Origin of the sequence: Sphaerisporangium viridialbum (assembly GCF_049674955.1) — a bacterium.
Taxonomy (GTDB): domain Bacteria; phylum Actinomycetota; class Actinomycetes; order Streptosporangiales; family Streptosporangiaceae; genus Sphaerisporangium; species Sphaerisporangium viridialbum.
This window is the reverse complement of sequence record NZ_CP187232.1, coordinates 231,078-249,754: the sequence shown is the minus strand read 5'-3', so window position 1 is coordinate 249,754 and position 18,677 is coordinate 231,078. Positions and strand designations below refer to the sequence as shown.

Annotated in this window: 17 protein-coding genes; 10 read left to right on the top strand and 7 right to left on the bottom strand. The window is 70.4% G+C overall.

Annotated features, from left to right (window positions below; genetic code table 11):
* The 6 genes from ACOZ38_RS01165 to ACOZ38_RS01140 all read left to right on the top strand — a co-directional run bounded on the left by ACOZ38_RS01165 (window position 1) and on the right by ACOZ38_RS01140 (window position 6,105).
* The gene (locus tag ACOZ38_RS01165; protein ID WP_424528089.1) at window positions 1-2,811 is read left to right on the top strand and encodes a BTAD domain-containing putative transcriptional regulator; all 2,811 of its coding nucleotides are present in this window, start codon (window positions 1-3) and stop codon (window positions 2,809-2,811) included.
* Between the two features lie 77 nt (window positions 2,812-2,888).
* Entirely contained in the window at window positions 2,889-3,509 is a 621-nt protein-coding gene (locus ACOZ38_RS01160) for a hypothetical protein (protein WP_424528087.1), read from the top strand.
* Window positions 3,493-4,050 (top strand): OmpA family protein, encoded by a 558-nt coding sequence (locus tag ACOZ38_RS01155; RefSeq protein WP_424528085.1) that lies wholly within the window; start codon window positions 3,493-3,495, stop codon window positions 4,048-4,050. Before ACOZ38_RS01160 ends, ACOZ38_RS01155 begins: the two co-directional genes overlap by 17 nt.
* Window positions 4,051-4,067: 17 nt before the next feature.
* Complete coding sequence (locus ACOZ38_RS01150) at window positions 4,068-4,688, top strand: hypothetical protein (RefSeq protein ID WP_424528083.1); 621 nt, start codon at window positions 4,068-4,070, stop codon at window positions 4,686-4,688.
* Window positions 4,672-5,301 (top strand): OmpA family protein, encoded by a 630-nt coding sequence (locus ACOZ38_RS01145; protein WP_424528081.1) that lies wholly within the window; start codon window positions 4,672-4,674, stop codon window positions 5,299-5,301. Before ACOZ38_RS01150 ends, ACOZ38_RS01145 begins: the two co-directional genes overlap by 17 nt.
* A 72-nt stretch (window positions 5,302-5,373) precedes the next feature.
* The gene (locus tag ACOZ38_RS01140; RefSeq protein WP_424528079.1) at window positions 5,374-6,105 is read left to right on the top strand and encodes a class I SAM-dependent methyltransferase; all 732 of its coding nucleotides are present in this window, start codon (window positions 5,374-5,376) and stop codon (window positions 6,103-6,105) included.
* Between the two features lie 6 nt (window positions 6,106-6,111).
* On the opposite strand, the gene ACOZ38_RS01135 is transcribed toward ACOZ38_RS01140, so the two are convergent.
* Entirely contained in the window at window positions 6,112-6,753 is a 642-nt protein-coding gene (locus ACOZ38_RS01135) for a tetratricopeptide repeat protein (protein WP_424528077.1), read from the bottom strand.
* A gap of 102 nt (window positions 6,754-6,855) precedes the next feature.
* Between ACOZ38_RS01135 and ACOZ38_RS01130 the strand changes: the two genes are divergently transcribed.
* Window positions 6,856-7,566, top strand: coding sequence for a hypothetical protein (locus ACOZ38_RS01130; RefSeq protein ID WP_424528075.1), 711 nt, complete (start codon window positions 6,856-6,858; stop codon window positions 7,564-7,566).
* A gap of 68 nt (window positions 7,567-7,634) precedes the next feature.
* On the opposite strand, the gene ACOZ38_RS01125 is transcribed toward ACOZ38_RS01130, so the two are convergent.
* The 6 genes from ACOZ38_RS01125 to tmk all read right to left on the bottom strand — a co-directional run bounded on the left by ACOZ38_RS01125 (window position 7,635) and on the right by tmk (window position 14,945).
* On the bottom strand, window positions 7,635-8,570 hold the full coding sequence (locus tag ACOZ38_RS01125) for a phosphotransferase enzyme family protein (RefSeq protein WP_424528073.1): 936 nt from the start codon (window positions 8,568-8,570) through the stop codon (window positions 7,635-7,637).
* 388 nt (window positions 8,571-8,958) lie between these two features.
* Window positions 8,959-10,530, bottom strand: a complete 1,572-nt coding sequence (locus tag ACOZ38_RS01120) for an alpha/beta hydrolase (RefSeq protein WP_424528071.1) — start codon at window positions 10,528-10,530, stop codon at window positions 8,959-8,961.
* Window positions 10,531-10,616: 86 nt separating this feature from the next.
* Window positions 10,617-11,447, bottom strand: coding sequence for a PSP1 domain-containing protein (locus tag ACOZ38_RS01115; RefSeq protein ID WP_424536938.1), 831 nt, complete (start codon window positions 11,445-11,447; stop codon window positions 10,617-10,619).
* Window positions 11,448-11,585: 138 nt separating this feature from the next.
* Window positions 11,586-11,711, bottom strand: coding sequence for a hypothetical protein (locus ACOZ38_RS01110; RefSeq protein WP_424528069.1), 126 nt, complete (start codon window positions 11,709-11,711; stop codon window positions 11,586-11,588).
* On the bottom strand, window positions 11,687-12,874 hold the full coding sequence (locus tag ACOZ38_RS01105) for a DNA polymerase III subunit delta' (protein WP_424528067.1): 1,188 nt from the start codon (window positions 12,872-12,874) through the stop codon (window positions 11,687-11,689). The genes ACOZ38_RS01110 and ACOZ38_RS01105 overlap by 25 nt, the downstream gene beginning before the upstream one ends.
* A gap of 10 nt (window positions 12,875-12,884) precedes the next feature.
* The gene (tmk, locus tag ACOZ38_RS01100; RefSeq protein WP_405143179.1) at window positions 12,885-14,945 is read right to left on the bottom strand and encodes a dTMP kinase; all 2,061 of its coding nucleotides are present in this window, start codon (window positions 14,943-14,945) and stop codon (window positions 12,885-12,887) included.
* Window positions 14,946-15,302: 357 nt separating this feature from the next.
* Here tmk and efeU point away from each other — a divergent pair, with 357 nt between their 5' ends.
* Genes efeU through efeB form a run of 3 tightly spaced genes read left to right on the top strand, consistent with a single transcriptional unit; the run spans window position 15,303 to window position 18,649 of the window.
* A complete protein-coding gene (gene efeU, locus ACOZ38_RS01095; protein WP_424528065.1) occupies window positions 15,303-16,154 on the top strand; it encodes an iron uptake transporter permease EfeU in 852 nt (283 codons plus the stop codon).
* Window positions 16,155-16,200: 46 nt separating this feature from the next.
* Window positions 16,201-17,340, top strand: a complete 1,140-nt coding sequence (gene efeO / locus ACOZ38_RS01090) for an iron uptake system protein EfeO (protein ID WP_424528063.1) — start codon at window positions 16,201-16,203, stop codon at window positions 17,338-17,340.
* Window positions 17,341-17,398: 58 nt separating this feature from the next.
* The gene (gene efeB, locus ACOZ38_RS01085; RefSeq protein WP_424528061.1) at window positions 17,399-18,649 is read left to right on the top strand and encodes an iron uptake transporter deferrochelatase/peroxidase subunit; all 1,251 of its coding nucleotides are present in this window, start codon (window positions 17,399-17,401) and stop codon (window positions 18,647-18,649) included.
* Window positions 18,650-18,677 lie beyond the last annotated feature (28 nt).

Below are 18,677 nucleotides of genomic sequence, written 5' to 3'. Positions count from 1 at the left end.
GTGCGGTTCGGCCTGCTTGGACCACTGCGGGTGCTCGACGGCGAGCATGACGTGACCCCCGGCCCCGCCAAGCACCGCGCGCTGCTGACCGCCCTGCTGCTGCGGCCGGGACGGGTGCTGACCGTCGACCGGCTGATCGCCGAGGTGTGGGGCGAGGAGCCGCCCGCCTCGGCCGAGCCGGTGCTGCGGGTGTATGTGAGCGCTCTCCGCAAGGTGGTGCCCGGTATCCGCACCGCGCCCGGCGGCTACCTCCTCGACGTCGATCCCGAGCAGGTCGACGCGCACAGGTTCGAGCGTCTGGTGGCCGAGGGCCGGCGGGCCAGGGACGCGGGCCGCACCGCCGAGGCGTCCGACGTCCTGCGCGCCGCGCTGGCGCTGTGGCGGGGGGCCGCGCTGGACGGCATCGACTCCGGCGAGCTGCGGCGGGCGCACGCCGTACCGCTGGAGGAGCTGAGGCTGACCGCCCTGGAGGAGCGGGCCGAGCTGGACCTGTCCCTCCGTCGCGGCGCCGAGGTGGCGGGGGAACTGCGCTCGCACGTGACCGCGCATCCGCTGCGCGAACGGGCGTGGGGGCAGCTCATCAGGGCGCTCGACCAGGCGGGACGCAGGTCGGAGGCACTGGGTGCCTACCAGGAGGCGCGGCGCCTGCTGGTGGACGAGCTCGGCCTCGAACCGGGTACCGAACTGCGCGAGGCGCACGAGCGCGTGCTGGCGGGAGGCGGCGCCCCCTCCCGGGCCGCCCCGAACGAGACGCCGCCCGACGTCGCCGACTTCACCGGGCGCGAGCCGGTGCTCGACTGGATCCGCCGCTCCGCGCCGTCGGCCGGCACCGCGCCCGTCCACCTCGTGCTGTACGGCCCGGCGGGGTCGGGCAAGTCCGCGGTCGCGATCCACGCGGCCACCGGGCTGGACTTCCCCGACGGCCGCCTCTACGCCTCGCTCAGGGCGAGGACCCCTGGCGCGGTGCTGGAGGACCTGCTGCGCTCGCTCGGCTGCCCTGAGGGGGCCGTGCCCGCCGACCTCGCCGAGCGGGTCCGGCTCTACCGCAGCCTGGTGAGCGGGCGGCGGCTGCTGGTGGTGCTGGACGACGCGTCCGACGAGGCCCAGGTGCGCCCGCTTCTGCCCACAGGACCCGGCTGCCTGACGCTGGTGACCAGCCGCTCGCCGCTGTTCGGCCTGGAGGCGGCGCGCGCCCGCGAGCTCGGCGTCTTCGATCAGGACGAGTCGGTGGCGATGCTGGCCAGGGTGGTCGGTGATCACCGCGTACGTGCCGAGCCGCGGGCCGCCGCGCGGATCGCGGCGCTGTGCGGCGGCCTGCCGCTGGCGCTCAGGATCGCAGGGTCCCGGCTGGCGCGGCGGCCGAGCTGGACTCTCGCGTACCTCGCCGGACGCCTTGAGGACGAGCGCGGCCGGCTCGACGAGCTCAGCGCCGGCGACCTCGCCGTGCGCGGCAGCCTGGCGCTCGGCTACCACGCGCTGTCGGACGGGGAGCGCCTGCTGCTGCGCCGCCTCGGCGCGCTGTCCGCGCCCGGCTTCGCCACGTGGGCCGCGTCCGCCGTTCTCGGCGCGCCCGCCGACCGGCTGCTGGAGGCGCTGGCCGAGGCGGGCCTGCTCCAGTCGTGCGGGCTCGACGAGGCCGGCCAGGAGAGGTACGGCTGGCACGACCTGACCAGGCTGTACGCCGCCGAGCGCCTGGCCGAGGAGGACGTGCCCGCTCAGGTGCTCGCCGCCGCGACCCGGGAGATCCTCGACCGCACCCGGCACGCCAGGGCGCTGCTCCTGCCCGCCGAGCCGGGTTCCGGCCAGACCCTGGTGCGTACGGCCGAGCAGGCCATGGCCTTTTCGACCACGCAGCTCAGGGAGTCGGCCCGCTGGCTGGCCGCCGAGCGGGGGTTCCTGGTCGCGACCGTCGCCGACTTCGAGCGGACCGGCCTCGACGAGGCGGCCTGGCGGCTGGCCTTCTACCTGACGCCGTTCTTCGAGCTCGGCGCGCACCGCGAGGACTGGCGCGCGTCCGTCGCGCTCGGCCTGCGGGCCGCGCGGCGCATGGGCCACCGTCACGGCGAGGCGCTGCTGCTGAGGTCCCTGGCCGACCTGCACCGTACGGAGGGACGGCCGGCGGAGGCCGCCGAGGCCCTGCAGCGGGCGCTCCCGCTGACCGAGACGGGCGAGGTGGCCCGCACCCGGCACCGGCTCGGCCTGGTCCACCTCGCCCAGGGACGGCTGCCGGAGGCGGAGGCCTGTTTCGTCGCCTGCCTGACCGCGTTCTCGGCGGCGGGCGACCAGCGCGGCAGGGCCGACGCGCTGCGCTCCCTCGGCGGCCTGCGGCGTACGGAGGATCTGCTGGTCAGGAGCCTGGACGCCTACCGCGAGCTGGGCGATCCGCGCGGCGAGGCCGCCGTCTCGCTGGACCTCGCCGGGCTCTGCCTGGAACAGCGGCGGCCCGCCGAGGCGCGGGAGCGTGCGGAACGCGGCCTCGGCCTGGCCAGGCGGCTCGGCGACCGGCTGCCCGAGGCGGCGGGACTGGTGGTACTCGCGAGGGTGGCCGTGGCGGAGGGCCGTCCGGACGCCGCACGGAGGGCCGCGGAGGAGGCGCTCGGGACGTACCGCGAGTACGCGGACCGCGGGGGCGCCGCACAGGCCCTGCTGACCCTGGCCGGGGCCTGTCTCGACCTGGATGAGATAGATGGGGCGGTTGATGCGGTAACGGGCGCTGTGGGAGAGTTTGACGCTCTCGGTGACCGGCAGGGCCTCGCCCGCGCCCAAGAGCTCGCCGACGAGGCGCGACGGCGTCGAGGCCTGCGCGTATAGCGCGCTATACGGATCCTGAAGGTGGCCCGCCTACGGTCGAGCTCGATTCGATCCACGACAGACGGAGGTGGGACGGGATGCGAAGAGCGATCACGCCAGTGGTGGCCGCGTCAGTGCTGGCGGCCGTGCTGACCGGCTGCGGGATGCTTCCTGGACAGCAGGGTAGCGGCGGCGAGGAGAAGCAGACCACCGCCGCCACCGGCGCCACCGCCTCCGCTCACGCCACCGAGCCCGCTCACGCCACCGAGCCCGCCATGCCTGCCCAGCCCGAGAGCGCGCCCACCGAGCAGGACTCAGTGATCGCCAGCAAGGAGGTCAAGGCCGGCGGTGCCGACCTGACCGTGCAGATCACCGGCCTCAAGCGGCAGGGCAGGCTGTCCACGCTGACCTGGACCATCACCAACAAGGGCGACAGTCGGTGGGAGATGGGCAACGACATGGGCGACACCCCAGGCGGCCTCGGCCTGACCGTGGCGGGGATCAGCCTGGTCGACCCGGTCAACGGCAAGCGGTACACCGTCGCGCGCACAGGCAAGTACCCGCACGCCACGTGCTTGTGCTCCGACTACGACGTGTTCACCGAGCCGGACGAGGTTCTGCCGCTGCACGCCACCTTCGCCGCCCCGCCGCCTGACGCCACGAAGATCAACGTGGACCTCAAGGTCCTGGGTGTGTTCACCGATGTCCCGATCTCCTGAGCGCCTCGCGATCCTCGCGCTCGCGCTCACGCTGGTGGCCTGCCCCACGGCGGCCGCGTGGGCGGATCCGGTGGACACCACGGCCGGGGTGGAGGACGTCATCGCCCCCGTCGACGACATCATCGCCGAGGTGGAGTCGCTCGACGGCGCCGAGAGCGAGTCGAAGCAGGGCGAGCAGGTCACCGTGGCGCTCACCAGCGACGTGCTGTTCGCGCTCGACAAGGCCGCACTGACGCCGCAGGCGCGGAAACGGCTGGAACAGGTCGCCGCGAAAATCCAGGCCGAGTCCACGGGCGGGGTGGTCAGGATCGAGGGACACACCGACGACCAGGGCACCGACGCCCACAACGACGCACTGTCGCTCAAGCGCGCGCAGGCCGTACAGCAGGCCCTCCAAGGAAAGCTCTCAGGCGTGACCTTCCAGGCCAAGGGCTTCGGCGAGACCCGTCCCAAGCTGCCCAACATCGTCGACGGCAGGCCCGTCGATGAGAACCGTGCCAGAAACCGGCGCGTCGAGATCATCTTCAACGCCAAGCGATGACACGAGGTATGACGAACATGCGAATCAAGATGCTCTCTCTGGTCGCGGCGGCGGCCATGCTGGCGGGCTGCGGGATGCTGCCAGGCCAGCAGGCCGGCGGCGGAGAGGAGAAGCAGTCGGTCTCCCAGACGAAGACGAAGGCGGATGAACCGACCACGCCTCCGGCCCCCACCGAAGTGCAGCCGATGGCCACCGCGACCGAGGCGCAGCCGGCCGCCGCGACCGAGGAGCTCAGCGCCATCGCCAGCCGCAAGGTCGCGCACGACGGCAGCGGCCTGCGCATCGACATCACCGGCCTCAAGCGCCAGGGCAAGATAGCCACGCTGACCTGGACCGTGAACAACGTCGACACCGACAACGGCGACTGGTACGTCGGCGCCAAGCTGGGCGCGGCCACGTTGGACTTCACCGTCGGGGGCGTCACGCTGATCGATCCCGTCAACGGCAGGCGCTACCGCGTCGCCCGCAACGGCACCGGCGAGGACGCCAAGTGCGTGTGCAGCCGCGTCAACGAGCGCATCAAGAGCGGCGAGTCCCTCGAGATGTACGCGGTGTACGGCGCGCCGCCCGCCGACGTCACCAAGGTCAACATCGAGTTCCCCGACCTGGGGGTGTTCACCGATGTCCCCATCTCCTGAACGGCTCGGCACGCGGCGGCTCGCGACGCGGTGGGCCTCCGCACGCCGGCTCACGCCGCGCCTGCTGGCGGCCGGACTGGTGGTCGGCTCGGCGCTCGTGGCCGGGGCCGGCTCACCCGCCTGGGCCGATCCCGCGGTCCCGCCGGGCTCCGTCTTCACCGTCGAGGACCTGGTGTTCCCCGTCGAGGACATCGTGCCGGAGACCGAGTCCATGGACGGCACGGAGAGCGAGTCCAAGAGCGGCGAGGAAGTCACCGTGGCGCTCACCAGCGACGTGCTGTTCGCGCTGGACAAGTCCGTGCTGACGCCGCGGGCGCGCAAACGGCTGGAACAGGTCGCTGCGAAGATCCAGGCCGAGTCCACGGGCGGGGTGGTCAAGGTCGAGGGGCACACCGACGACCAGGGCACCGACGCCTACAACAACGTGCTCTCCCTCAAGCGGGCCCAGGCCGTACGCCAGGCGCTCCAAGGAAAGCTGTCGGGCGTGACCTTCCAGGCCAAGGGCTTCGGCGAGACCCGGCCCAAGCTGCCCAACATCGTCCAGGGACGCCCGATCAAGGAGAACCGCGCGAAGAACCGCCGCGTGGAAATCATCTTCACCACCAAGCAGTGACGCCTCGTGGAGTCGCTGAAAACGACTATTTGGTCGGCCGCGCGGGGCGGCCACCTTCTCGGGAGGTTCCAGGTGGACCGGACCATCCGCTCAGTAGACGACGTCATGCACCTGCTGGATCGACTCTTCGCCCCGGACGCGGACCGGTGGACGGGGGACGCCTCGACATGGTGGGACGGCTTCTACGCCGACCGCTCGAAGCCCGTTCCCTTCTTCGCGACCAAGCCGGACGAGAGCCTGGCGTCCTACCTCGATCGAGGACTGCTCACCCCGGGACGTGCCCTGGACCTGGGCTGCGGACCGGGTCGCAACGCCATCCACCTCGCCTCGCTCGGCTTCGAGGTGGACGCCGTCGACCTCTCCTCCACCGCTGTGGCCTGGGGCGAGGAGCGAGCCCGCGACGCCGGCGCCGACGTCCGCTTCCACTGCGGCGACGCCTTCACCGCCGAGCTTGAGCTCGGCCGATACGACCTGGTCTATGACTCCGGCTGCCTGCACCACCTGCCGCCACACCGCCGGGTGAGCTACCGCGACCTGCTGGACCGGGTGCTCGTTCCCGGCGGTCACCTCGCCCTGACCTGCTTCGCCGCGGGCGCCATGGGCTCCGAACTGCCCGACGACGAGTTCTACCGCGAAGGCCGGCTGCACGGAGGCCTCGCCTACACACCCGACGCGCTGCGCTGGATCTTCTCCGACTTCACCGAGGTCGAGATGCGGCGCATGGAAGAGCAGCCCCCCGACGGCCCGCTCTTCGGCCTCCCGTTTCTCCTGTCCGCCCTGTTCCGGCGCCCGACAGCCGGTTGACGGCTTCTACAGCTGCGTGCGTGCCTCGTCGATCTGACGCATGATGCCCTTCGCGCCACTGGCTTCGGCGATCGCCGCCGCCTCCTCGACCAGCGCGAGCGCGTCGTCGCGGCGCCCCTGGGCAACGGCGACATAGACCAGCCCGACCAGGTTCGCCGCGACGCCGGGCAGGAATCCCAGCTCCTGGCGAAGCCGCGTCGACTCCTCCAGCCGCTCCCGCGCCGCGTCCAACCGGCCGGCCATGTGCTCCGCGAATCCGAGGTGCCGAAGCGCGTACGACAGCGTCAGCGTGTCACCGGCCTGCCCCGCGAGCTCGTACGACCGCTCAAGGGCCGGAAGTGCGGCGTCGCCGTCATCGCGGACGACCTGGTGGAACATGCCGATCCAGAGCAGTGACTCACCCTCGCCGCGCAGGTCGCCGAGCTCCCGGTAGAGCCGCGCCGCACGCTCGAACAGCGCCAGTTCCCGCGGATCCTCGTTCCTGTCCTCAAGGAAACGCGCGTGCATGACCCGGCCACGCGCCAGCGCGAGATCCGCCTCCACCGCGTCCAACTCCCGATCGGCCGTTGGCAGCACGCCGGCATCCCCACCGAAGACCGCACGCTCATAGAGCAGCCTCGCCCGTTCGACCCGTGCGTCCGTGTTCATCACTCAACCCCCGCCCACCCGAACCCGCCCACGACGCCGAACACCGTACGCGCCCCCCAACCCACAACACCAGCCCCCACCGCCCTCAGTCGTGGTACATGATTGGCCATCAGCTATCCACATGGCGATGAGATGGGATACGCGGTGGGCCAGCAGTTATGGGCGGAGAGCATCAAGGCGGTTCCGAGCCTGGTAGTCGCCTTACTGACCCTGGCCGTAGGCTGGCTCGTCGGCAACCGGCTGACCGCCAAATGGGATGAACGCAAGAAGCGCCGAGAGCTGGACTTACAAGCTCTCGGCGCTTTTTACGCCATTTATGGGCAGTTCTTCGCGATCTGGAAGCTGTGGAGCGGCACCTCGTCCAAACTGCCCGATCACCAGGAATTCAGGCGTGACCTGCTGGAACGCGCCGCGAACGCGGAGGGCGAATTGGAGTCGCTGCTCGTCCGCCTCGCCGCCGAGCACAACCTCTCGGAACGGGAATGCACTCTCCTCGGCTGCTTCCGTCAGGCCTTCCAATGCCTGCGCGCGTCCATCAAGGAGGGCACGTCCCTGCACACCAAGGCGGTACATCCAAGCACCGGAGAGCCTCAGACCTTCCCCTGGATCAGCTCGGAAGCTCCGCCGTATCTCGCGTTCAAGGCGCTGTCCGGCCATGTCGCAGATCTTCTCTCCAAAGACTCACGGTCTTACACAAGGCCCGACCAGGCGTACCAGGCGCTCAAACAGATCACGACCAACCGCCTGGAGCGAACCTGGATCAACGAGACCTTCGACATCCTCCAACTACACAGCCCAGCGTGGCCACGCTGATGCGGCTCTCACCACGAGTTTCGCGATGAGATTCTGGCGGGTCCGTCCAGAAATGGCGATGCGCAGGGTCAGCCGCGTTGGGTGAGCCGCTGTTGAAGCCAGGTGAGAGTGGCCAGGCCGATGGCACGTTTGGTCTGGACGATCGGTTCCAGTCCCGGTGATGCTGGGTGGAGGGCGCTACCTAGGAACGCGCCGGCGTGGGCGGCGATGACACCGTCGATGGCGCGTGGGGAGAGTCCCGCGGCGATCGGGTGCTCCTGAAGGAACGGGTCCGGATCGATGCCGTCGGCCGCGACGCTCGACAGCAGGATGACGAGGTCGATGATCGGCGAGCCGAGCCTGGCGTGCGGCCAGTCGACGAACCGGACCTGGTCGTCGGTGAGGAGGACGTTGTGCGGGAACAGGTCGAAGTGAACGAGGGATTCCCCGTACGCGAACTGATGCCCTTCCTGTTCGGCGCTGACGAGTAACGGGAGGTTGTCCGCCGCCCACCGGGACTGCTCCGGAAGCAGTCGCAGCAGTTCGGGGTCTGCGGCGACTTCGGCCCATCCGCCCAGCCGGGGATGCTCGTGCGGCAGGGCTATCGGCGAGGGGGTCAGCATCTGCGACAGGCTCGTGAGCCGCGCGAGCACTCGCCTCAGCTCGGGAATGGTCCAGGGTTGCGCGGGTTCGGTGCCGTCGATGTGCTCGAAGGCGAGTGCGACCCAGTGCCCGTCGTCGATGGTCCCGATCATCCGGGGCACTGGAATGTCCGCCGGTAGGGCGGCTGCCACGTGTGCTTCGTCGCGATAGGCGGCTACCTCGAAGGGCCATTGGTCGGCGTTGATGGCTTTGACGAAGAAGCGCCGGCCGTCGGCCAGGCGCAGACGTGAGGCCAGCCCGGGCGAGAACCCACCGGCACAACTGCGGGCGTCGACCACCTGGCCGTCGAGGAGGTCCTCGACGGCACGGCGAACATCCTGCGGCACGGCGTTCCAGCGCAGACGGCGTTTACTCGCGGACATGGGACAGCTCCTTGGAACCAGAAGGGGGATGCGACCAGCGCTCGACGGCGTGGGAGGGCTCTCGACGTACGAATCGGTGGCGGCACAATCGTGAGTCCACGAGCGAGAGGTCATGGCGGTTGCCGCCAGACGCTCCGGCTGGGAACCAGCCCAGGGCTGGTCGCTGAATGCGGGACGTCAGCCTGGATCTGAGCCTAATACGCGCGGACAGGCCGTGTGCCGTGGAGAGACGACCAGAACCGCGACTAACGATCAAGGGCGCTCCCCGGACCGGAGAACGCCCTGTGAGTCGATGGAACTGCCTAAGGGCGTCACACCCCTGCGCATTACGAGTGGGACCGACTGCTGGATGCGCCGAGATGTGGGCGAACCCGCCGCGTGGACCCTGCTACGTCACCTTCGGGCACAGGGTGCCCTTGCTGGGTGGGGTCAGGGAGATCAGGTAGCGGTCTACGGCTTCGTCTATGCACGTCGAGCCGGTGCGGTAGGCGGTGTGGCCGTCGCCGTCGTAGCTGAGGAGTACGCCCGACGACAGTTCAGAGGCCAGGGACTTCGCCCATTCGTACGGCGTCGCCGGGTCGCGCTGGGTGCCGACGACCACGATCGGGGGTGAGCCGGCGGCCTTCAGGGGCTTGTTGACGCCCGTCGGCTTGACCGGCCAGTATTCGCACGGCAGCGAGCCCCACATGACGTACGCACCGAAGTGCGGGGACTCCTTCTGCGCCGCCCGCGCGGCGTCCTCGTACGCGGAGATCTTGTGCGGGTACGGATGGTCGAGGCAGTTGACGGCCATGTTGGCCTCGGTCTGGTTGGAGTACGTGCCGTCCTGGTGGCGGTCGACCAGGATGTCGGCCAGCTTCAGCAGTGTGGTGCCGTCGCCGCGGAACGCCTGGCCGAGGGCGGCCCGCAGGACCGGCCACGAGCGCTTGTCGTAGAGCGCGGTGACGATGCCCAGCGTCGTCCAGGACTCGTCGATCTTGCGGCCGTCGCCGGTGTTGTTACGCAGCGGATGCTGGTCGGCGGCCTGCAGCAGGTTCGAGAGCTGCGTCAGCGCCATGTCGGTGTTCCTGGAGGAGAACGGGCACGAGGATTCCTTGAAGCAGTCGTCCAGGAACGAGCGGAACGCCACCTCGAAACCGCGTGCCTGGGCGGCGTTGATGTCCGGCACCGGGGGGAGGGAGGGGTCGATGGCACCGTCCAGGACCAGGGCGCGGACCTTCTTCGGGAACAGGTCCGCGTAGACCGCGCCCAGGTAGGTGCCGTACGACTTGCCCAGGTAGGTCAGGCCCTTGTCGCCGAGGGCGGCCCGCAGGACGTCCATGTCGCGGGCGGCGTCGGCCGTGCCGACGTGCGGCAGGAGCTTGGCCGACTTGGCCTCGCACCCCTCGGCGAACTCCTTGGCGCCCTTCGCCAGCGCGGCGACCTCGGCCGGGTTGTCAGGAGTGCCGTCGAGCCCGATGAACTTGTCCAGCTGGGCACCGGAGAGGCAGCGGACGGGAGAGGACTCGCCGACGCCTCGCGGGTCGAAGCCCACGGTGTCGAACCTGGACAGGACGGCCGGGCTCAGCACGGTCTTGGCGGCGCGCGCGTACTCGATGCCGGACCCGCCGGGGCCTCCGGGGTTGAGCAGGATCGACCCGACGCGGTCGGCGCCCGTGGCGGGGAGCCGCACCACGCTGATCTTGATGCGCTCGCCGCCGGGATTGGCGTAGTCGAGCGGGACGTCGAGCCGGCCGCACTGGAAGTTGTCCTTGCAGGGCGTCCAGGCGATCTTCTGCGTGTAGAACGGCGCGAGCGCGTCCGAAGGCGCCTGGGTGGCGGCCGCGCCGGCCGGGGGATCAACCGATGACGATCCGTCCTTCGGATGCTCCGCGGCTCCCTTGGCGGAGCACGCGGAGGCGACCAGCATCGCCGCGACAAGAGCGGTAGCCGTACGGCTAGCGCCTGAAAAGCGCATCATGCGCCGACCACCTATCCCCCGTTGTGGAACGCCGGCCAGTTGATCAACCGCGCGGCGCTTAGTTCCTACCCCGCCCACCTGGGCTTTCACTCCTCAGCGGATTCCTGTCCGCCGTACTTCGCGTCGTGCTGCTTGCGCGGCGCGCACACGCTCGCCTTCGAGCATGCGCACCTGCGTCCCCCGTCGTTCAACCGTACGACGACCGAGTCGGACGGCACGTTGTGCCCGACGACGGTTCCCGAGCCTTCGGGCGTGTCCACCGCGAGCCCCACGCGCGGCGCCGACGCCCTGAACTCCTGGTACAAGGGGTGCTCGTACTTGAGGCAGCACATCAGGCGCCCGCAGGCCCCGGCGATGCGTAGCGGATTGACCGGGAGATCCTGGTCCTTGGCCATGCGGACCGACACCGGCTCGAAGTCCTTGAGGAAGGTCGCGCAGCACAGGTCACGCCCGCAGGGGCCGATGCCGCCCTGTAGCCGCGCCTCGTCACGCGGCCCGATCTGCCGTAACTCGACCCTGGCGCGCAAGTTGCGGGCGAGGTCCCGGACGAGCGCGCGGAAGTCGACCCGGTGCGGAGCGGAGAAGTACACCGTGTAGACGTTGTCGGCGTCGAGATAGTCGACGCCGACGATCTTCATGGGCAGCTCGTGCCGCTTGATCAGGCGCTTGGACACGCTGCGGGCCTCGGCGCGCCGGCGGCGGTTCCCCTCGTCACGCCCCAGGTGCTCCTCGTCCGCGATGCCCTCGCAGACCGGCAGGCCGTCGATGTCCTCGCTGACCCACTGCGGCGCCCAGACGCACTCGGCGACCTCGGGCCCGGCGTCCGTCGGGACCAGCACCTTGTCGCCGACCTTCGGACTGTGGCCGCCCGGATCGAGGTAGTAGAGCCTCCCGTAGCGAGCGAAGCTCACGGCCATCATCATGCCCACGGAACGCCTCAGCCTCCTCGCCGGTACGGCTCACGCCTGCGCCCAAGCACACTCGCGCGAACCGGTGCGCTTGGGCCCCACATTACGCGCACATCGGTTCTGGAAGGCAATACCCAACCGGCGTGGCTAGCACGTGCCGGTACCGGCACATGCCCCGTCGACGATGTTGGAGACGCCCGGCAGGGGCTCGACGGCCTGCCGTACGGCGCGCCGGTCGGCTCCGGTGATCAGCTCGTCGGGCGGGGACGCCACAGGGAGATCGTCATGGCCTCGACGGCGATCTGGGGGTTCACGTTGGCGGCCAGCCGTTCGCGGCAGAGCATGATCGCGTCGATCCGCCGCAAGGTGTCCTCCGGCGGGCTCGATCGCGCGAGCGCCGCGAGGTCGGCCCCGCGGTCCTCGGTGGACAGCTCGACCGAGGCCCCGAACTGCACGGCCAGCACGTCACGATAGAAGGCCACCAGGTCGAGCAGCGCCACGTCGAGCGAGTCGCGCTTGATGCGGGTCGCCCGCGACTTCTGCCTGTCCTCCAGGTCCTTCATCGCGCCCGCGCCGCCTCGGACGAGCCCCCTGTTGAGCCCCTTGCCCGTCGAGCCCTCCCCGTAGATCTTGCGCAGCTCGGTCGTCTCGGACTCGTTGAGGTGGGTGGTCGCCTCCTCGGCATCCTCCGAGGAGGTCTTGACCAGGCGTTCGGCCGCGTCGACGCACTCGCCGACGCCGGTCAGCGAGCGCGGCAGCGACAGGACGGCCTCACGGCGGCGGCGCACCTCGTCATCCAGCGCGAGCCGTCGTGCCCGGCCGACGTGCCCCTGGGTGGCCCGCGCGGCGAACCGGGCCATCTCCGGCTGCACGTTGTCGCGTGTGGCCAGCATGTGGGCGATCGCCTCCGTCGAAGGCGTGCGCAGGGTGACGACCCGGCACCGGGACCTGATCGTGATCACCATGTCGTCCGGAGAGGGCGAGCACAGCAGCCACACCGTGCGCGGCGGAGGCTCCTCGATGGCCTTGAGCAGCGCGTTCGCGGCGGCCTCCGTGGCCCGGTCGGCGTCCTCGAACAGCATGACCCGCCACCGCCCGAGCGTGGGGGCGCCCGAGGCGCGCAGCACCAGCTCACGGGTCTGCTTGACGCTGTACGACAGCCCCTGCGGACGTACCACCTCGACGTCGGGGTGGGAGCCGACGCTCACCTGGTGGCACAGGTCGCAGTGGCCGCAGCCCCCGTCGGGGCAGAGGAGGGCCGCGGCGAAGGCCTGAGCGGCCTCGGAGCGCCCCGACCCGGGCGGGCCGGTGAACAGCCAGGCGTGGGTCATGCCCGCACCCCGCCCTCCCGCGATGGCCTCGGCGGCGGCGGCCGCGGCGCGCTGGAGCACCGCCGCCGCCTGCTCCTGGCCCACCAGGTCGTCGAAGACTGTCACGCAGGCCAGATTAGTCGCGGATGGCGGGCATCGTGCCGGTGATGGCCTCGGTCTCCTGCGGGACGGGGTCGGGAAGGATCTCGCGGACGCGGTCCTGGATCAGCCGGGAGATCTCCTCCTGGCTCTGGAGTCCGTCCACGACGAGGTAGCGGTCGGGGTCGGCGGCGGCCAGCGCCCGGAACTCGCGGCGGACCCGCTCGTGGAACTGCAGCGGCTCGGACTCGATGCGGTCGGCGGGCGAGCCCAGCCTGGAGAGCCCGACCGACGGCGGCACGTCGATCAGCACGGTGAGATCGGGCACCAGCCCACTCGTGGCCCAGGAGTTGACCTTGGCGACGTCCTGCGGCTCCAGCTCGCGCCCGGCTCCCTGGTAGGCCAGCGACGAGTCGACGTAGCGGTCGCAGGTGACCATCGCCCCGCGGTACAGCGCGGGGCGGATGACCTTCTCGACGTGCTCGGCGCGGTCGGCGGCGTACAGCAGCGTCTCGGCGCGGGCGGAGAGCCCCTGGTGGGCGGCGTCCAGCAGGATCGCCCTGAGCCGCATGCCGACCTTGGTGGAACCGGGCTCCCGGGTCTGGACGACGTCGAAGCCCTGGTCGCGCAGCCAGATGGCGACCAGCCGCGACTGGGTCGTCTTGCCCGACCCCTCGCCGCCCTCGAAGGCGATGAACAGGCCGCGCGACTGGTCGGCGGTCTCGGGCACGAACCGCTCGCCCCGCAGGGCGGCCATCAGGTCGGACCCGATGGGCACGTCGCGCCGGTCGTCCATATGCCGGAGGGCGAGCATGCCGACGGCGACCGCCACGATCGCCCCGATCAGCATGACAAGGTTGGGGCCGTCGAAGTTGTAGACCACCCCTGCGCCGATCGAGAACCTGTGCTTGCCGAACAGGCCGGCGAGGGCGGGGGCGACGGCGACCACGAGCAGGAGGGTGACCCGGGCGAGCGACTGCAGGAAGGAGAACGTGCGGCCCCGCAGGCTGTCTTCGACCTCCAGGCCGATCAGCGTGTACCCGATGATCCACGCGATGCCCGCGCACGCGCCGAGCACGACGACCAGCATGACCACGATCACCAGGTTGTGGATGAGCGCGGTGGCGGCGAGCACGATGCCGGCCGTGATGATCGCCAGCCCGAACAGGCGCCGCCGCGACAGCTCGCTGAGCAGGCGCGGGCCGAAGAAGATGCCGAGGGCCATGCCGATGAAGACCGCGGCGAAGACCATGCCGTACGCGGCGTCCCCGCCACCGAGCGTGACGACGTAGACCTTGGCGATGCCGATGACCGCGCCGCCCGCCGCGAAGGCGCCGAGCATCCCGATGACCAGGCCGCGCACCATGCGGTTCGCGCCGACGTACCGCCAGCCCTCGACGATCTGCCTGAGCATCGAGGGCGTGGAGACCCTGGTCGTGTGCTCCTTGGGGATGCTCTTGAGCGTGAAGATCAGGAACGCGGAGACCAGGTAGGCGAGGGCGTTGATGACCAGCGCGGGGTGGGCGGGCTCCCATGCCAGACTCGGGACGGCCTTGCCCACCACCTCGACGACCACCGAGATCACCGCGAACAGCGCCGCGGCGACCGGCGCCGTGCCGTACGTCACCAGCAGGTTGAGCTGGTTGGCCTCCTCCAGCCGCTCCTTCGGAACGAGGTTCGGCACGGTCGCGTCCTTGGCGGGCACCCAGAAGAGGTTCACGCACTCCACGAGGAACGTGGCGACGATGATCCACTGGTAGCTGCCGACCAGCGGGATCGACAGCACGAGCGCGAACCGCAGCAGGTCGCTGAAGAACATCGTGAGCCGCCGGTCGAACCGGTCGGCGAACGCGCCGGCGAGCGGCCCGAGCAGGACGGCGGGCAGCATCTTGACGACGAAGACCCCGCCGATGGCGAGGCTCTGCGCCTGGTAGCCCGAGTCACGGGTGAGGTACGCGGCGAAGGCCGTGATCGCGATGATGTTCAGCCAGTCGCCCAGGCTGCAGACCGCCATGGCCGTCCAGAGCCGGCGAAATGGTGCGTTCGCCAGCACGTGCGGGGGCTTACGACGCGTGGCGGACCGGCCGGAGGTGGTCATGATGTCAGCGTATCCAGGTGCTCGCTGGGCTGGGGTGGATCGAAGGCAGAACAGAATCGCCTACCTGCTCCTCCCCCGAGCGTATTACCTACCCGGTGCCCCTCGCAGGCGACATGCAGGGAAAGGTCGGAATGATCCCACATCCGGAACCGGACAACCTTCCCAGCTAGCACTCTGCCAGCCCTCCAGCTCTCACCGGAGGGCAACAGCGCCTTCCCCGGCGCCAGCGAAAAGTCACCCACGCGCGAGACCCGCTGAACAGAAAGGTGGTGCCCACTGTGGGTCACCCTCTTGCCAAGGATAAGGTAATCCTGTCCTAATTTAGGCAAGGCTAAGGCAAGCACCCAGGAGAGCACAGTGTTCGCGAGCTATCTCATCGGTCTGAGAGAGGGCCTCGAAGCGACCCTTGTCGTGTCCATCCTTGTCGCTTTCCTGGTCAAGAGCGACCGCCGTGACCGGCTGCCGCTCGTGTGGGGCGGGGTCGCCGCCGCCGTGGCCCTGTCGGTCGGGTTCGGCGCGCTGCTCACCTTCACCGCCGCCCAGCTCGACTCGCGCCAGCACGAGCTCTTCGACGCGATCGCGTCGCTCGCCGCCACGGTGTTCGTCACCTTCATGATCTTCTGGATGCGCACGGCCGCCCGGCGTCTGTCCGGCGACCTGCGGGCCAAGCTCAGCGACGCGCTGAACCTCGGCGCCGGGGCCGTGGTCGTCATGGCCTTCCTCGCGGTGGCGCGCGAGGGCCTGGAGACCGCGCTGCTCTTCTTCGCCGCCGCCCAGGGCGCGACCACCAGCGCCACCCCGCTCATCGGCATCAGCCTCGGCCTCGCCACCTCGGTCGCGCTCGGCTGGGCGCTGTACGCGAGCGCGCTGCGCATCAACCTCGGCAAGTTCTTCACCTGGACCGGCCTGCTGCTGATCGTGGTCGCGGCGGGCATCTTCAAGTACGGCGTGCACGACCTCATCGAGGCGGGCGTGGTGCGCGTGCTCGACACTCCGGCCTTCGACCTGACGAGCGCCCTGCCGCCCGACTCCTGGTACACGACCCTGCTCAGCGGGATCTTCAACTTCACCCCGCAGCCCAGCATCCTGGAGACGATCGCCTGGCTGGCCTACCTCGTGCCGGTGCTGGTGCTGTTCGTCATGCCGTCCCGCAAGGGGCCCGGTGCCTCCCGCGCGCCGTCCACGCCCGCGGTTTCCGCCTCCTCCTGACCCACCTTCATTCCTCATGACCTCGGTCCACCTGAACTGGAGAACCATGCGTACCCCCCTTGCCCTCACCGCCGGCGCGCTGGCCCTGGCGGGACTCACCGCCTGCTCGTCGACGAGCGGCGGGGGCGACACGGCCGCCCAGACCTCCGGCAAGCCCGGAAAGATCACGGTCGCGGCCTCCGACACCGACTGCAAGGTGTCCACGGCGGCCCTTCCCGCCGGCACCTCGACGTTCTCGGTCACCAACGGGGGCAGCAAGGTCACCGAGTTCTACGTGTACGCCGCCGGCGACCGCGTGATGGGCGAGGTGGAGAACATCGTCCCCGGCCTCACCCGCGAGGTCATCGTCGAGCTGCCCGCCGGCGCGTACGAGGCGGCCTGCAAGCCGGGCATGATCGGCAAGGGCATCCGCAACCCGCTGAAGGTCAGCGGCGAGGCCGCGCCGCTCTCCGACGACGCCAAGCTCGCCCAGGCGGCCAAGGACTACGAGCGGTACGTCAAGAGCCAGACCGACGCGCTGCTGATCAAGTCCCAGGAGTTCGTGGACGCCGTCAAGGCCGGCGACATCGACAAGGCCAAGGCCCTGTACCCGGTCGCCCGGACGTACTGGGAGCGCATCGAGCCGGTCGCCGAGAGCTTCGGCGACCTCGACCCGGCGATCGACGCCCGCGAGGACGCGGTCGAGCCCGGCGCCGAGTGGACCGGCTTCCACAAGATCGAGAAGGACCTGTGGCAGGCCAAGGACATCAGCAAGGACGGCCCGCTGGCCGACAAGCTGATGGCCGACATCAAGAAGATCGTCGAGCGGGCCACGACCGAGAGGATCCAGCCCCTCAAGCTCGCCACCGGCGCCAAGGCGCTCCTGGACGAGGTCGCCACCAAGAAGATCACCGGCGAGGAGGACCGCTACTCCCACACCGACCTGTGGGACTTCGCCGCCAACCTCGAAGGGTCGAAGGGGGCGATCGCCGCCCTGCGCCCCGTGCTCACCGAGCGCGCCCCCGACCTGGTCAAGACGCTCGACGAGAAGTTCCCCGCCGCCGAGGAGGCCCTGGGCAAGCACAGGTCGGGCGACGGCTGGAAGCTCCACACCGAGCTGTCCAAGGCCGACCTGAAGGAACTGTCCGACGCCATCAACGCTCTCGCGGAGCCCATCAGCAAGGTGGCCGCGGTGGTGGCCCAGTGAGCGGTCCCAGTCCCGCGGCCCGGCCGCGTACGGGCGGGCCGGCAGGCGAGGAGGCGAAGTGACGCAGATCAACCGCCGCAAACTGTTCGGGATCGGAGCGGCAGGCGTGGCCGCCGTCGGGGCGGGAGCGTTCGCGACCCACGCCGTCCTGGAGGGCCCCGCTCCCGCCGCGGCGGCCTCCGCCTCCGACCCCGTGCCGTTCTACGGCGAGCACCAGGCCGGCATCGTCACCCCCGCCCAGGACCGCCTGCACTTCGTCAGCTTCGACGTCATCACCAAGAAGCGCGACGAACTGGTCGACATGCTCCAGGAGTGGACCGCCGCGGCGGTACGGATGACCCAGGGCAAGGACGCCGGGACGTTCGGCGCCGTCGGCGGCGCGATCGAGGCCCCGCCGGACGACACCGGCGAGGCGCTCGGCCTGCCCGCGTCCGGGCTGACCATCACCATCGGCTTCGGGGCGTCGCTGTTCGACGACCGCTTCGGCCTCGCGGGCAAGAAGCCCGCCGCCCTGGCCGACCTGCCGAGGTTCCCCGGGGATGACCTCCTCGCGGAGATCTCGGGCGGCGACATCTGCGTCCAGGCCTGCGCCCACGACCCGCAGGTCGCGGTGCACGCGGTGCGCAACCTGGCGAGGATCGGCTTCGGCAAGGTGTCGATCCGCTGGTCGCAGCTCGGCTTCGGCCGCACGTCCTCGACCTCGCGCGCCCAGGCCACCCCGCGCAACCTGATGGGCTTCAAGGACGGCACCAACAACCTCAAGCTCGAAGACGCCGCCCTGCTCAGGCAGCAACTGTGGGTCGCGCCCGGTGACGGCCCCGCGTGGATGAGCGGCGGCAGCTACATGGTCACCCGCAAGATCCGGATGAACATCGAGACCTGGGACAGGACGTCGCTCTCCGAGCAGCAGCAGATCTTCGGCCGCGACAAGGGCGAGGGCGCACCGCTCGGCAAGAAGCAGGAGTTCGACGAGCTGGACTTCGCCGCCAAGAACGCCGACGGCACCCCGGTCATCGCGATGGACTCCCACGTACGGCTCGCGCACCCCTCGACGCACGGGAACGCCCACCTGCTGCGGCGGGGCTACAACTACGTGGACGGCTCGGACGGGCTGGGACGGCTGGACGCGGGGCTGTTCTTCATCGCCTACCAGCGGGACCCGCACAAGCAGTTCGTCCCCATCCAGATGGAGCTGGCCCGCAAGGACACGCTGAACGAGTACATCAAGCACGTCTCCAGCGGCCTGTTCGCCTGCCCGCCCGGGCTCCGCGACGCCGGCGACTACTGGGGCCGTTCCCTGTTCGCCTGACCCTTCAGAACGCGTAAGGACGCCTCAC